At 65.5% G+C, this 14212-nt stretch carries 16 protein-coding genes; 6 read left to right on the forward strand and 10 right to left on the reverse strand.

Going from position 1 to position 14212, the window contains the following annotated elements; all coding sequences use genetic code 11:
• Positions 1–186 precede the first annotated feature (186 nt).
• Positions 187–1125 carry a ZIP family metal transporter gene (locus tag AA0Z93_RS01740; protein WP_413046667.1) on the forward strand — a complete coding sequence of 313 codons (939 nt, stop codon included), beginning with the start codon at positions 187–189 and terminating at the stop codon, positions 1123–1125.
• Positions 1126–1288: 163 nt separating this feature from the next.
• Here AA0Z93_RS01740 and AA0Z93_RS01745 read toward each other — a convergent pair whose 3' ends face one another.
• From AA0Z93_RS01745 to AA0Z93_RS01755, 3 genes are read right to left on the reverse strand one after another with little or no spacing between them, the layout of a single operon-like run.
• The gene (locus AA0Z93_RS01745) at positions 1289–1810 is read right to left on the reverse strand and encodes a DUF2937 family protein (protein WP_413046666.1); all 522 of its coding nucleotides are present in this window, start codon (positions 1808–1810) and stop codon (positions 1289–1291) included.
• Positions 1801–2595 carry a class II glutamine amidotransferase gene (locus AA0Z93_RS01750; RefSeq protein ID WP_413046665.1) on the reverse strand — a complete coding sequence of 265 codons (795 nt, stop codon included), beginning with the start codon at positions 2593–2595 and terminating at the stop codon, positions 1801–1803. Before AA0Z93_RS01750 ends, AA0Z93_RS01745 begins: the two co-directional genes overlap by 10 nt.
• Before the next feature lie 13 nt (positions 2596–2608).
• Positions 2609–3112 carry an MFS transporter gene (locus tag AA0Z93_RS01755; RefSeq protein WP_413046664.1) on the reverse strand — a complete coding sequence of 168 codons (504 nt, stop codon included), beginning with the start codon at positions 3110–3112 and terminating at the stop codon, positions 2609–2611.
• 135 nt (positions 3113–3247) lie between these two features.
• On the opposite strand from AA0Z93_RS01755, the gene AA0Z93_RS01760 reads away from it, so the two are divergent.
• Positions 3248–5284, forward strand: coding sequence for a S9 family peptidase (locus AA0Z93_RS01760; RefSeq protein WP_413048369.1), 2037 nt, complete (start codon positions 3248–3250; stop codon positions 5282–5284).
• Between the two features lie 235 nt (positions 5285–5519).
• On the opposite strand, the gene AA0Z93_RS01765 is transcribed toward AA0Z93_RS01760, so the two are convergent.
• Positions 5520–5807: a hypothetical protein gene (locus AA0Z93_RS01765; RefSeq protein ID WP_413046663.1), complete on the reverse strand. Its 288-nt coding sequence runs from the start codon at positions 5805–5807 to the stop codon at positions 5520–5522.
• 133 nt (positions 5808–5940) lie between these two features.
• Between AA0Z93_RS01765 and AA0Z93_RS01770 the strand changes: the two genes are divergently transcribed.
• A complete protein-coding gene (locus AA0Z93_RS01770) occupies positions 5941–6321 on the forward strand; it encodes a YajD family HNH nuclease (protein ID WP_413046662.1) in 381 nt (126 codons plus the stop codon).
• Between the two features lie 249 nt (positions 6322–6570).
• Entirely contained in the window at positions 6571–6897 is a 327-nt protein-coding gene (locus tag AA0Z93_RS01775; protein WP_413046661.1) for a DUF2892 domain-containing protein, read from the forward strand.
• A 293-nt stretch (positions 6898–7190) separates the two neighbouring features.
• On the opposite strand, the gene AA0Z93_RS01780 is transcribed toward AA0Z93_RS01775, so the two are convergent.
• The 3 genes from AA0Z93_RS01780 to AA0Z93_RS01790 form a co-directional block, all read right to left on the reverse strand.
• On the reverse strand, positions 7191–8120 hold the full coding sequence (locus AA0Z93_RS01780) for an IS110 family transposase (protein WP_413045967.1): 930 nt from the start codon (positions 8118–8120) through the stop codon (positions 7191–7193).
• 336 nt (positions 8121–8456) lie between these two features.
• A complete protein-coding gene (locus AA0Z93_RS01785) occupies positions 8457–9653 on the reverse strand; it encodes a hypothetical protein (protein WP_413046660.1) in 1197 nt (398 codons plus the stop codon).
• Between the two features lie 238 nt (positions 9654–9891).
• On the reverse strand, positions 9892–10341 hold the full coding sequence (locus AA0Z93_RS01790; protein WP_413046659.1) for a YcgN family cysteine cluster protein: 450 nt from the start codon (positions 10339–10341) through the stop codon (positions 9892–9894).
• Positions 10342–10510: 169 nt separating this feature from the next.
• On the opposite strand from AA0Z93_RS01790, the gene AA0Z93_RS01795 reads away from it, so the two are divergent.
• On the forward strand, positions 10511–11104 hold the full coding sequence (locus tag AA0Z93_RS01795; RefSeq protein ID WP_413046658.1) for a nitroreductase family protein: 594 nt from the start codon (positions 10511–10513) through the stop codon (positions 11102–11104).
• Between the two features lie 24 nt (positions 11105–11128).
• Here AA0Z93_RS01795 and AA0Z93_RS01800 read toward each other — a convergent pair whose 3' ends face one another.
• The 3 genes from AA0Z93_RS01800 to rnd form a co-directional block, all read right to left on the reverse strand.
• On the reverse strand, positions 11129–12061 hold the full coding sequence (locus tag AA0Z93_RS01800; protein ID WP_413046657.1) for a D-2-hydroxyacid dehydrogenase: 933 nt from the start codon (positions 12059–12061) through the stop codon (positions 11129–11131).
• Positions 12062–12248: 187 nt separating this feature from the next.
• Positions 12249–12542, reverse strand: coding sequence for a YcgL domain-containing protein (locus tag AA0Z93_RS01805; protein WP_413046656.1), 294 nt, complete (start codon positions 12540–12542; stop codon positions 12249–12251).
• Positions 12539–13672, reverse strand: a complete 1134-nt coding sequence (gene rnd / locus AA0Z93_RS01810; RefSeq protein ID WP_413046655.1) for a ribonuclease D — start codon at positions 13670–13672, stop codon at positions 12539–12541. The genes AA0Z93_RS01805 and rnd overlap by 4 nt, the downstream gene beginning before the upstream one ends.
• A gap of 206 nt (positions 13673–13878) precedes the next feature.
• Between rnd and AA0Z93_RS01815 the strand changes: the two genes are divergently transcribed.
• Positions 13879–14115, forward strand: a complete 237-nt coding sequence (locus tag AA0Z93_RS01815) for a YdcH family protein (protein ID WP_413046654.1) — start codon at positions 13879–13881, stop codon at positions 14113–14115.
• Positions 14116–14212 lie beyond the last annotated feature (97 nt).

The following is a 14212-nucleotide window of genomic DNA, read 5'->3' on the forward strand; positions in this document are numbered from 1 at the left end:
GAAAGGTTTGATATTCGTTCATGCTGCGTTGAAAGTCGGGCGGGCGCCCCTGGCCGGGCGCCCCTGGCCAGACGCACCTAGCCGGGCGCACCTGCCGGCTTTGCAAGTGCAGTCATGGGCTTTCGTCGCAGAACATTTCAGACAGAACACCGACTCGACACCCCCTTACCCGCTACGAGGTTCGCAATGCCACCAGCCGATTCTTCCGCGCCGACACCGGCCTCCCTGCTCGGCATCTGGCGTCAGCAGGCGCTGGGCAGTCCGTGGCTCAGCGCGGGCCTGGGCGTGAGCCTGCTGGCGATCCTGTTTCTGTTGGGCGCGAGCATCTACAACGCGGTCAACGGCGAACACGCCGACAATCTGCACCTGGCGGCACTGGGGGGGCTGTCGGGCTTCGGCGCCACGGCCCTGGGCGCGGTGCTGGCGGTGGTGCTGCGCGACGTCAGCAGCCGTAATCAGGATGTGATGCTCGGGTTTGCCGCGGGCATGATGCTGGCGGCCAGTTCGTTCTCGCTGATCCTGCCGGGACTGGATGCCGCCCGCGACATCACCGGCAACGGTTCGCTGGCCGCTGCGGTGGTGGTGCTGGGCATGGGCCTTGGGGTGCTGTTGATGCTCGGCCTGGACCGCTTCACCCCGCACGAGCACGAAAGCACCGGCGCCCAGGGGCCGGAAACCGAGCGCATCAACCGCGTCTGGTTGTTCGTGCTGGCGATCACCTTGCACAACCTGCCCGAAGGCATGGCCATCGGCGTGAGCTTCACCAACGGCGACATGAGCGTCGGCCTGCCGCTGACCAGCGCCATCGCCATCCAGGACATTCCCGAAGGCCTGGCCGTGGCGCTGGCGCTGCGCGCCACGGGTTTGTCGAGCCTGCGCGCGGCCTTGGTGGCGATCGGTTCGGGATTGATGGAACCGTTGGGCGCGGTGATCGGCCTGGGCATCTCCACCGGCTTCGCCTTGGCCTACCCGATCAGCATGGGCCTGGCGGCCGGAGCGATGCTCTTCGTGGTATCCCACGAGGTGATCCCGGAAACCCACCGCAACGGCCACCAGACCTCGGCGACGGTGGGGCTGATGGGTGGATTCGCGGTGATGATGTTTCTGGATACGGCCTTGGGATAAAGGCAAGAGCCGTGGTTCGGCGTTCCGATCAGTCGTGATGGCCGGCAACGCCGGCCCAACGAGAGTCCACCCTGTGGGAGCGGCTTAAGCCGCGATGGCCGGCACCGCCGGCCCAATGGCCGCGACACCTTTCGACAGGCAACGCGCGCCGCCCGCCCACAATTCAACGCCAACTTTCCTTGACCGGACGCCGCCGCGCACCGAGGATCGCCCAGCCCAACAAGCGCAACAGGCTCTCCACCGCCAGCGCCAACAACAGCCCTGCGCCGATGCCCCAGGCGATCGCCTCGGGCACCAGCAGGATCTGGTAGTTGTAGGCCTTGAGGGTTTCCTCGCGCATCTGCTCGTCGGGCTGGACCAGCACATGCCAGGTGCGCACCCAGACATTACCTTGCAGGAGCTGCCATTCGCTTTCCAGCGCTTGATTACGCACCAGCAGGCTTTCGATGCTGTTGGCGTCGCTGTTGAACACCGGATCGTCGCTGCTGCGGTAGTGGCGCAACAAGGCCTGCAGGTCGCCGTTGAAGAAACGCTCGGCGGTTTCCTTGAAGCCGCTCAGCGCTTCGCGCGATTCCAACATGTGCGCCTCGACCCGCTGGCTGTAACTGTCGATGTACCCCGGCACCTGGATGCCGGCCAGCAACGCCCCGGTGAACAGCAACAGACGCAGATAGCTCAGGAACATGCCGACGCCTCCTCGCTGCTGCCGTGGGCGGTGCACTCGCCGTGGCGCCACAACGCCCACTGGCCCGGCTCGTAGCGGTTCCAGGTCTCGTTTTCGGTGAGGGCTTCGGTGGCGACCACGGTGACCACGTCGTTGGGCGTGGTTTCGGTGAGGAAGTCGACGATCAGGTCGACGTCCTTGAGCCGCGCCGCGCCGAAGGGTGCGCGGCGGGTGATGTGCACCAGCTTGGTGGAGCAGAAGCAGAACAGCCAGTCGCCATTGCTCAGCAGGCAGTTGAACACGCCCTGGCTGCGGTATTCGGCACAAGCCTGCACCAGCACCGGCAGCAACTCCTCGACCGCGACCGGCTCGGGGAAGGCGTCGCGCACCCGGTTGAGCAGGTCGCAGAAGGCCGCCTCGCTGTCGGTATCGCCTACCGGCCGGTAGAAGGTTTTCTGACCTTCGAAGCCTTGCATCTGGCCATTGTGCGCGAAGCACCAGTTGCGCCCCCACAGCTCGCGCACGAACGGATGGGTGTTGGACAGGCAGACCTTGCCGACGTTGGCCTGGCGAATGTGGCCGATTACCACCTCGCTCTTGATCGGATAGCGCTGCACCAGGTTGGCGACCTCGGATTCGCTGCTCGCCGAAGGGTCCTGGAACAGGCGCAAGCCGCGCCCCTCGTAGAAGCCGATGCCCCAGCCGTCGCGGTGCGGGCCGGTACGCCCGCCACGCTGCATCAGGCCGGTGAAGCTGAACACGATGTCGGTAGGCACGTTGGCACTCATGCCGAGCAGTTCACACATGGCGGGCTCCTGGCTAGATCCTGGGTTCGATCCGACCGCTGCCGCTTTGCGCGGGCGCGGAGGCGGTGGGGGAACGGTCACGGTAACGGTCGTTGAGGTCGGCGGCCAGCGGCGCGTGGTCGAGTGCTTCGTCCTCGACCCGCCGGCGCTCGGCGGCCGCCTCGACCTGACGGCGGCGTTCGCGGGCGCGGTTTTCCAGCGGCCAGCGGACCAGCACGAACACGGCATAGAGCACGAAGGCGAACAGGCCGTACATGGCCAGGTCCGAGGCGGCGCGCCAGACGTTGCCGCCGACCTTGAAGGCGATGTCCAGGGTGCTGATGGCGATGGCCGGGGCGAAGCTGTCCTTGGCCGGATCGACGATGGTCGGGCTCAGCAGCAGCACCGCCAGCAGCACCCGCAGCGGCTCGCGCAACCAGCGCCACATCCAGCCGGTGAGCTTGCAGAAGACCAGCAGGCAGCCCAGGGCGGCGAAGGCGTACAGGCCCCAGGCGAGGAGGTAGTCGTGTTGGGTCATGGTAAGGATGCAAGCCAGGGGAAAAGGTGCCTATGATAACTGCTTTTCCGGGCGCAGGCGCGCCCTACGCCCATCCCTGGGTGAGCGCCGCAGCGTCGTTGCCCCAGCCAAGAGAATCCTATGCCCGCGAGTACCTTGCCGCCCTCCCCGCCCCGCGCCCAGCCCCATGCCGGCGCCGACCCCTACGCCTGGCTGCAAGCCCGCGACACCCCCGAAGTACTGGCCTACCTGGACGCCGAGAACGCCTATCAGCAGGCCTGCCTGGCGCACCAGGCGCCGCTGCGCGAAGCCCTGTTCGAGCAGATCAAGGGACGCATCCTGGAAACCGACCTGTCGCTGCCTTCGCCCTGGGGCCCTTATCTGTATTACACGCGCACCACGGCAGGCGACGAGTACGCCCGCCACTACCGCTGCCCGCGCCCGGCGGACGGCGGCCTGCAGGTCGACGAGCAGGCCGAGACCCTGCTGCTCGACCCCAATGCCCTGGCCGAAGGCGGGTTCCTTTCGCTGGGCGCGTTCAGCGTCAGCCCGGACCATCAGCGCCTTGCCTACAGCCTCGATACCACGGGCGACGAAATCTACACGCTGTACGTCAAGGATCTGGACAGCGGCGCGGTCGAGACCCTGCCCTTCGACGACTGCGACGGCAGCATGACTTGGGCCAACGACAGCCAGACGCTGTTCTTCGCCGAACTCGACGACACCCAACGGCCTTGGCGCCTGCGCCGCCACACCCTCGGCCAGGCAGGCGCACAGACCGTCTTCGAAGAGCCCGACGGCCGTTTCTTCCTGCACTGCTACCGCACCAGCTCCGAGCGCCAGTTGGTGCTGCTGCTCAACAGCAAGACCACCTGCGAAGCCTGGGTGCTGGACGCCGCCACGCCCCAGGCCGACTTCGCCTGCCTGGCGCCGCGCCAGGAGGGGCACGAGTATTTCCCCGACCACGGCCAGCTCGACGGGCAATGGCAGTGGTTCATCCGCAGCAATCAGCACGGCATCAACTTCGCGCTGTTCCACGCCCCGGCCGAGCAGGCGCCGCGCCACGACCAGTGGCAATTGCTGGTGCCGCACCGCGACACGGTGATGCTCGAAGACCTCAGCCTCAACGCCGGCGCCATCACCCTGAGCCTGCGCGAAGGCGGTCTGCCGATCATCGAAGTGCACCCCCAGGGCCAGCCGGCCTACCGCGTGCGGTTGCCCGATGCGGCGTACAGCCTGTACGTGCAGGACAGCCTGGAGTTCGCCGGCCCGCACCTGCGCCTGCGCTACGAAGCCTTGAACCGCCCGGCCCAGGTCCGCCAGTTGACCTTGGCCGACGGCGCGCAGACGGTACTCAAGCAAACGCCCGTGCTCGGCGCCTTCGATGCCGATGACTACATCAGCGAACGCCTGTGGGCCACCGCTGCCGATGGCACCCGGGTGCCGATCAGCCTGGTGTGCCGACGCGCCGACCAGGGGCGGTGCGTGCCGCTGTACCTGTACGGCTACGGCGCTTATGGCGAGAGCCTCGATCCATGGTTCTCCCATGCGCGGCTGAGCCTGCTGGAGCGCGGCGTCGCCTTCGCCATCGCCCATGTGCGCGGCGGCGGCGAGCTGGGCGAGGCCTGGTACCGCGCCGGCAAGCAGGCGCACAAGCAGAACACCTTCGACGACTTCATCGCCTGCGCCGAGCACTTGATCGCGCAAGGCGTGACGGCTTCCGAGCGCCTGGCGATCAGCGGCGGCAGTGCCGGTGGCCTGCTGATCGGCGCGGTGCTCAACCAGCGCCCTGAGCTGTTCCGCTGCGCCATCGCCGAAGTGCCCTTCGTCGACACGCTCAACACCATGCTCGACCCGGACCTGCCGCTGACCGTCACCGAGTACGACGAGTGGGGCAACCCCGAAGAGCCGGAGGTGTACGCACGGATCAAGGCCTATGCGCCCTACGAGAACGTCCGGGCCCAGGCCTACCCCGCCCTGCTGGTGGTGGCCGGCTACAACGACAGCCGCGTGCAGTACTGGGAAGCCGCCAAGTGGGTGGCCCGCCTGCGCACCCTCAAGACCGACGACAACCTGTTGCTGCTCAAGACCGAAATGGACGCCGGCCATGGCGGTATGAGCGGTCGCTACCAGGCGCTGCGCGACGTGGCGCTGGAATACGGCTTCGTGCTGGAAAGCCTGGGCGTGGCCTGATGTCGGCCGGTTGAGCAATTGGGGCCGCTTGGCGGCCCATCGTGGCTGATCGGAGTGTCGGACGGCAGCGCCAGTGGAATCGACGCCATCCAGTTGGCGCGACTTCAGCGGTAATGGGCTGCTGAGCAGCTCTGCACAGCACTGTCCCGGCTTGGCTGACCGGCACAAGGCCTGCCCTGGCCCGAGAGCGTGCCATACCCTGGCAGCGAGTGGCGCAAACCTGCCGTCATGCGCCTCAGCGCTTGGTTGGCAAGGTTACCGGCGGCGTCTGCACAGGCTTGGGCAGCGGCTGGTCCTTGGGCGGCCCAGGGTGCGGAATCGGCGGCAAGGACGGCCCGCCCGGCGTGCCATCGCCGGCCTTGGGCGGGTTGCTCGGGGTGATCTGCGGATAGGGCGACGGCGTTGCGGTGCCGGGTGCGCCCGGCACCGGCACGATGACTTGCGGCTGCACTTGCGGCTGCAGCCCGGCGGCCTCGGCCAGGGTCGGGCCGTTCAACAGCCAGAGGGCAAAAATGGCGAACATGGCCACCTCCGATCAGGAAACTTCCTACAGGCTACCTGCAAGTTGCAGGTCGTGCCTGTCCGACCTGCCGTTGCGCAGGCTAGACTTCGCCATACAACCGTCATTCGCCTGATCAGAATACAAAGGTAACGCCATGAGCTCGGCCTCCACCTCCACCTCCACCTCCGCCGCCACCGCGCGGCTCGACCGCATCCTCGCTGACGCCAAGCGCGACAAGGAAATGGGCTACCGCGACAAGGCCCTGAAGATGTACCCCCATGTGTGCGGCCGCTGCGCCCGCGAGTTCGCCGGCAAGCGCCTCTCGGAGCTGACCGTGCACCACCGCGACCACAATCACGACAACAACCCGCAAGACGGCTCGAACTGGGAGCTGTTGTGCCTGTACTGCCACGACAACGAACACTCGCGCTACACCGACCAGCAGTATTTCAGCGAAGGCTCGCTGAGTTCGCCGAAGACGGCCAAAGCGACGCATAACCCGTTCGCGGCATTGGGCGATCTGCTCAAGAAGTGATCTTTCCAGCGCGGCGCACGGTCGGTGATCCCGTCGACGACCGAGCGCCGCTGCCTTCATCCACTTTTTCTGCCTCCTCCAGCACTCCGGCTTTCGCCATGCCTGCATCAGCCGAGGCGAGACCCGGCTTCGGGCACCGTCGAGCGAGGCCCCGAGCGCTTTGCGCGCACTTCTCAGCACATCGGCTGAACGCTCGCGCCTCTGCTACGGTCAGCTTCTGTACCCCCTTTCAGGTTCAGGAGATTCCCCATGAGCGACAACCATTCGAACGAGAAGAACGTCAAAGGCATCGAGCGCTTCGCTTCGCTGGCAGGCGGTGTGGTGATGATCGGCCGCGGCCTGAGCAAAGGCGGCTTCGTTGGCCTGGTCCATGTGGCCGTGGGTGGTCTGGCCTTGGCCCGTGGCGTCAAAGGCCATTGTGCGGCCAAGAGCTTCTTCGAAGAGCACCGCTCCGAATACGACCGCCTGCGTTCGGGCCTGGAGCATGACGGCGCCGAGCTGGCGAAGCTCAAGGCCAGCGCCGATGCTGCTACCCGCGGCGTGAGCGTGACGGGCAAAGACCCGATTACGGGCTAAGCGACAGCGGCAGGCGATCAGGGGCGCGATAGGCGCCCCGATTTGTTTCTGCGTGAGGCAGGCGTACGGCATACGGGCCACTGCGTCATGCCGGTGGGTGATGAGCTTGCAGGACTAGGGCCGCTCTGCGGCCCATCGCGGCTGAAGCCGCTCCTACACGCCGTCCTCCACAGATGCAGCTTCAACCGCTCCACCCCCCCCCCTTCTGTAGGAGCCAACTGTCTTTCACCTGCCACCGATCAGCGGTCATGTTCCAGGCGTTTTCATCTTGAAAACGCCCTGAACAGGCGCCGTCACACAGGCTGATCTCGCCACGGCGTACCATCCCTGACCATTGCGTTGAGCCTCACCAACAAGACTCTCATGCACGCCACCAACGCTACCTTCTTTGCTTTGCCACGGTTACACAGTCGTTCATAGCGCGCTTTGAAGTCCGGGTTATGGCGCACCATCACCAGTACGCTCATGTACGCTGCCCGTCGTAATTTCGCCCTGCCGCCGTAAATGCTGCGCTTACCACTCTTGGTGCCACTGTCGTTGTTGTAAGGCGCAACTCCGACCAAGGCACCTACCTGTTTGCGGTTCAGATCGCCTAATTCGGGCAAGTAACAGAACAGGCTGGCAATCGTGACGGGACCTATCCCTTTGATCACTTTCAATTGCTCCAGCAGTTGAGCATTTATCTTTTGCGTCTGCTGAGCGATCTGTTTATTGCAGGACTTGATCAGCATCTGCAGCTGCACCTCAAGCGTCTTGTAGGTCTGCTGCACGAACGCCGAGTCGGCCTGTTTGATCCGGCGTCGATTGTCGTCGCGTTGCTGGACCAGGCTTTCGCGCTGATTGACCAGCTGGGTCAACTCCTCGCGGTCTGCGTCGGGCTGGCAGCAGGGCTCTTCGTCAAGGTTGGCAGCGAACCGTGCCAGGATACGAGCATCGATTTTGTCAGTCTTGGCGCGCTTGTTCATTGAAAGCGCATACGAGCGGGCACGTACAGGATTGACGCGCTGAACTTTGAAGCCAGCACCCGCCAGCAACCTCACCGCCAACTTCTCATAACCGCCTGTGGCTTCCACAAGCACGCGATGGACGTCGTGCGCTTTGAAGTAATCCATGGCGCTCGCCAGCCCTTCAGGCGTGTTGGCTACAGAGAGATCATCGGCTTGGGGATGCAGGGCAATCTGCAACGTCGCTTTAGAAACATCGATTCCGGCATAGGCAGACATGAATAAATTCTCTAGGCTCAGAAGTGAGAGATCACTCTGGCTTAGCTCCCGCTTGTTGTTCGAGGTCGGACTCAGTCAACTGTTCGAGCTTAAGGCCAGAGTGAGAAGAGTGGGCGACAGCTTGGCTCCTACACGTGCTCCAGGGCACCCCGGCGGTACAGCTGCCGCTCACTCCTCTCACCTTCGAATTTAGCTGCTTTGAAGACACAAGCGGCTTCAGCCGCGATGGGCCGCAGAGCGGCCCCACACCGAACACCGCCGCTTTCATGTTGATGCGCGCGCAGGCAAAGGTGCGGCTTTGCCGCCACCGCCGCTGCTCGATGCACCGAAGCCGCTTCACAGACGCAGCAATTTCGTTCTCAACACTTCCGATTCCTTCCCCAACACGCGCTCGCTCAACTGCACGAAGTCTTCCGTACGCACACCAGGCAAACGCATCAGCGCACGCGTCACATCATCGAGCGAGCGCTTGTTCTGCGTGTGAATGCGGATCTCCGTATCCAGCGCCTGCAACAGCAGCACCCCGCGGGCGATCTGTGCAGGTGACGCCTGCGCAGTGCGCAGCGTGCCCACCCCCTCGGCCTGCCTTTGCCGACGTGCGTGCAACGCACGGTCGCGGTCGTCGCTCAAGCCTCCCGCGCGGCGCAGCAGCTCGCTGGCGTAATACTCGGTCAGGCTCCTGCCCAGCCAATCGCTGTGTTCGCGGCCGTGCACCTGCGCGAACACCTGCACCAACTCGCGCAGCAAAGGACTGGTGCCGCTGTCGTTGATCAGCGCTTGATCGCTGTGCAGAAAGATCGATTGATGACCGCTCTGCGCGCCCCGCTCCAGTCCGTCGCGGGCGCCGACCACCAGCAACTTGCCGGGCGTGCGCGGGAACACCGCTTGCAGGTGCGGCCAGACGAAGGTCAGCAGGGTCAGGGTATCCATGCGGCGCATGCCCTGCCCCTGCGGCGCGGCGACGGTGACCTCGGTTTCGCCCAGGCGCGTGCGGCGGCTGCCGAGATTGCCTGCCAGCATCCATCCCGTGGGGCGGTCGAACAGCCGCGATACATCGTCGATCCGAAACTTCTGCTTGCCGATACGCGGCCAGGCGGTCTCGATGCTCTTCCAGCCTTGCGGCAGGACTACGCTCAAGCGTGCCACCAGCTCGGTACCGTCCTGCTGATCGAGGCGCGCCGGCGGCACCAGCTGCTCGCCGCGAAACACCGCCCAGTGCGGGGTGACACGGCTTTGTCCGGGCTGGGTCAAACGCACGCGGTAGTCGAGTCGGCTCTTGCCGGGCGCAGGATGCCAGACGCCGCGCGCGCCCTGGCGCGACCACTGGCCGTCGGCCTTGAAGTCGCTGTAGGCGTCGTTCTGCCCAAGATCGAAGTCCAGGCTGCGCACGGCGCTGCCTTCGACAAGGCGCACTTGGACTTCGGCTTGGCCGGTGTGCGGCAGCAAGCGCACGTGGTAGTCGAGGTCGACCTTCTTGGCAAAGGCGCAGGGGCTCAACAGGATCAACGACGACAGCAGCAAACGAGCAACCATGCGGGCATTCCTTGGACGGTGTACGAAAAGGGCTTCGTGAGGATGAGACACTGCAAGCAACGGATCGGCGCAAATCGCGAGTTCCCGAGCAATGCTTCATGCAACCTATGCCGGCCGTTGGTTGCTCAGCCGGTATCAGAGATCGAACGGTCTTCCCAATCGTCTTCGATCACCGCCTGTTCGCTGGGGATGTGCCTGGTTTGGAAACCTGATGATGTTCGTGCCGGTCGCGGACCGCTCAGCCGGCGCGAAAGATCAAATGGTCTTCCCAGTCGTCTTCGTCCACCGCCTGCTCGCTGAGCATGCGCCCGGCCTGGGAAATGCGCTGCTCGTGCACTTGGCTGCGATCGCCGCACACCAACGGGTGCCAGGCGGGCAGGTCCTGGCCTTCGCTGACCAGGCGATAGCCGCAAGTGCTCGGCAGCCATTTGAACTGGTCGGCCTTGCCCGGCGTGAGCTGGATGCAATCGGGCACGGCCTTGAAGCGGCCGGGATAGTCGCTGCACTGGCAAGTGTCGAGGTCGAGCAGTTTGCAGGCGATGCGCGTGTAGTAGATGCCGCCATCGTCTTCGTCTTCGAGCTTTTGCAAACAGCACAGGCCGCAGCCGTCGCACAGCGACTCCCATTCGCCGGGGCTCAATTGTTCGAGGGTCTTGCGCCGCCAGAAGGGCGCGCTTTCAGCGTTCATGGCTCAGAAATTCCCGCAGTGGTTCCAGGCCGCCGAGCGCGGCGGCGCCAGTCTAGAGCGCGGCCCGGCGCATTGCCAGACCGCTTGTCAGCGGCGCTGCCAGGCGCTAGCGTGCAAACGTTTACCCAGACCGCTCTTTCCAGGTGCGAACCCGCTCAAAGGACCCATCATGACCGACACCCCCCGCAGCGCCGATTACCCCATCGACGAGCAATTCACCCAGCGCTGGTCGCCACGCGCCTTTGACCCGCAACCGATCACCGAAGAGACGCTGCTGAGCTTTCTCGAAGCCGCGCGCTGGGCGCCCTCGGCCTACAACTCGCAGCCTTGGCGCTTCCTCTATGCCCGCCGCGACACGCCGAACTGGGAACGTTTCCTGGATCTGCTGGTGCCGTTCAACCGTAGTTGGGCGCAGCACGCCTCGGCCTTGGTCGTCATCCTGTCCAAGACCACCTTCACCGCCCCTGGCGCCAGCGAAGAAGGGCCCGCGCTGTGGCACACCTTCGACACCGGTGCCGCCTGGGCGCATCTGGCTTTGCAGGCGAGCCTCAGCGGCTGGCACACCCACGGCATGGCCGGCTTCGATCGGGACCGCACCCGTGAAGCGCTGAACATTCCCGAGGGTTACGACATCCACGCTTTCGTCGCCATTGGCAAGCAAGGCGACAAGGCGAGCCTGCCCGAGCAACTGCAAGCCCGCGAAGTGCCTAGCCCGCGCCTGCCGCTGAGCGCCCTGGCCGCAGACGGCGACTTCACGCTGTAACCCGACCAGCCAAGGGCCGGGCGATCAGTAGCCGCGCTGGAAGTCCACTACGCCACGCAGCGGCTGCCCCGCCCGGTAGCCCTCCAGATTCTCGAGGAACAGCCCGACCATCGCCGCCGGCGAGGTCGGCGCCGAGCTGTGGCCGGTCAGCGTCAGCCGCGGCGCGGTCCAGAACGGATGCGCAGCAGGCAACGGCTCCTCGCGGCACACGTCGATCACCGCGCCGGCCAGATGGCCTTGCTGCAAAGCCTGCACCAGATCGTCATCGACCACCGCCACGCCGCGCCCGGCGTTGAGCAACAACGCGCTGGGCTTGAAGCGGCGCAGCAGCGCGGCATCGTAGAGGTCGTGGGTGGCCGGGGTGTCGGGCAACAGGTTGATCACGTAGTCGGCCTGCGCCACCAGGTGCGCCAGCGCCTCCAGGCCGGCGACCTCCAGGAATGGCGCCTGTCGGCGCGCCGTGCTGGCCACGCCGCGCACGTGCATGGCGAAGCTGGCCAGGTACTCGGCGACGCGCTGGCCGATTTCGCCACAGCCGACGATCAGCACTTCGCGCCCCGCCAGGCTGCTGCCCGGGCGCGTATCCCAGTGCCGCTCGGCCTGGCTGCACAGGCGCGACTGCACCTGTCGTTCGTGGTTGAGCAGGTAGGTGAGCATGTACTCGGCCATGACCTGGCCGAAGATGCCCACGGCGCGGGTGAGCCGATAGTTGCGCGGCAGATCGGCCGCGAGCAGAGGCGTGATGCCTGCCCAGGTGGATTGCAGCCAATGCGGCAAGTGCCCCTGGCGCAGCAGGTCGGCCAACAGGTCGGGCTCGCCCAGCCAGACCGACGTTTCGCGGGCCATGCCGCGCAACTCGGCCACATCGTCGCTGGCCAAAAGCTGCAAGTGGGGTGCCTGCTCGGTCAATAGACGGGTGTAGAAGGCGTGATCCTGCTCGGCGATCAATACCTGCATGGCGCAGAGGTCCTTGATGTGGAGAAATGCCCGGCATTTGTATCGGGAAGGTGAGAACGCGTAGGCGCGCATGCGAGCGGTCGCAGGCCGGGGCTGCCAGGTCGGCAGCGCAAGGGCTCGCCTACCACCGCCTCGCCCAAGGCGTATCGCCGAACCCGGTCAGCACCGCGCCCCATCGCGAGCGCGGTCAAACCGGATCGTTGCGGCGCAGCAGCTCTTCGGGCAAGTGCTCGATGTATTCGTCTTCGGCGGGCGGCATTTGCAGGTGGTAGCCCTGCTGTTCCAGGTTTTCCAGCACTTTGGCGATGTCTTCGCGGGCCAGCGTGCGCTCGGGCGTCAACACCAGGTCGAAAGCATGCACCGGGGTGCCGAAGACCGGCAGCAGCCCTTCTGGCACGCGCTCCAGACCGTCGGCCTTGAGCACGTAAAGGTACATCTCGTTCTTGCGTGGGCTCTTGTAGATCGAGCAGATGCGTTTCATGCCGGTTCTCCGCTGCTCGCCAAGTCGTCGAGCAGGGCTTGGCCCATACGCTCGCGGCGCCAACCGCGCAGCGACTCGGGCAATTGATAGGGACCGTTGGGGTAGCCGCTCTTGAGCAGCGCTTCCAGGGTTTTCTTGCGCAGCATCAGCTCGGGCGCGATGCCCAGCCGCTCGCCTTCGGCCTGGCCGATGGCACGCAGGCGCTTGAGCACGCCGGAGGCTTCGATGGGCAAGGGTTCGGGTTGCGCGGGCGGCCATTGCTCGGGCGGCAGGCTGGCGGCCTGCTTGAGCAGCGCCAGCAGCGTTTCGCCGTCTTGGCGCAAGGTGCGCGGGTGGATGTCGTCGATCTTGGCCAGGGCGGTCAGGGACGTCGGCTGGGTCTTGGCCATGGGCCACAGCGACTGCTCGCGCAGGATGCGACTGCGCGGCACGTCGCGGGCACGGGCTTCGCGCTCGCGCCAGGCGCACAGTTCGCGCAGCACCGCCAACTGCTGGCAGGACAGCTTCCAGGCCAGCTTGACGTCGCGGTACAGCGTTTGCGGCGACACCTCGCGGCGCATTTGCGCCACCAGTTCGGCGCCGTCTTCCAGGACCCAAGCGTACTTGTCGTCCGACAGCCGCGGGCGCAGCGCGGCGAACAGCTCGGCCAGGTGCACGGCGTCTTCGGCGGCGTAGCTGACCTGTGTGTCGGACAATGGCCGCTGCAACCAGTCGGAGCGGGTCTCGCCCTTGGGCAGGTCGAGGCCCAGCACGTCCTGCACCAGGCGCGAATAGCCCATGGAGAAGCCGATGTTCAGGTAGCCGGCGGCCAACTGCGTGTCGAACAGCGGCTGCGGCAGTTTGCCGGTCAGGCGCAACAACACTTCGAGGTCTTCGCTGCACGCATGCAGCACCTTGACCACGGCGCCGTCTTCGAGCAGCTCGCCCAGCGGCGCCCAGTCGCGGATCAGCAAGGGATCGATGAGAAAGGCGCGTTGGCCGTCACCGATCTGAATCAGGCCAGCCTTGGGGTAGAAGGTGTCGACCCGCATGAATTCGGTGTCGACGGCCACGAAGGGCAATTCGTGCCAGTGCCGGCAGTGCTCGGCCAGGGTCTGGTCGTCACGGATCCAGTGTATTTCTATGGCCACGAGGCTCTCCACGAAGGCTCTGCTGCAAACATTGGCGCGCAGTATATACGCCACGGGCGCCGTGGGTGAAACCCGCCCCGGACCGAGGGGCTATGCATGTACCGCCATTCACCAGGCCAGTGGCGTCTGGCCACGGTCGCACACCCCGCTCACAAGGGCTATCCTCAGAAACTCAACCCTCCGCACCCCCAGACAGAGGTGAAGAAATGCCCGTTCCGCACGATCTGCTCGCCGACCTGCACCTGACCGCCGATGCCTTCCAGGCACTGATCGATCAGGACCCTGCCCTGCATAAGCTGCACAAGGACTACAACGCCACGGACAAGCAAGTGCTGGTGGCCGAGCGCAACGGCACCAGCGACGAGGCGATCAACCGTCTGCGCAAGGAGCGTCTGCTGATCAAGGACCAGATCGAACGCATCGTGCATCCGCCCGCGCATTGAGGGCGGTTCGAATGGGTTTCGGCTTGCCTATTGCGGCAGCCTATTCGACGCTTCGACGCTTCGATCAGCCGCGAAGGGTGACGTCGGCGTCGTACTC

It is taken from the genome of Pseudomonas phoenicis (assembly GCF_047302395.1).
Lineage (GTDB): Bacteria > Pseudomonadota > Gammaproteobacteria > Pseudomonadales > Pseudomonadaceae > Aquipseudomonas.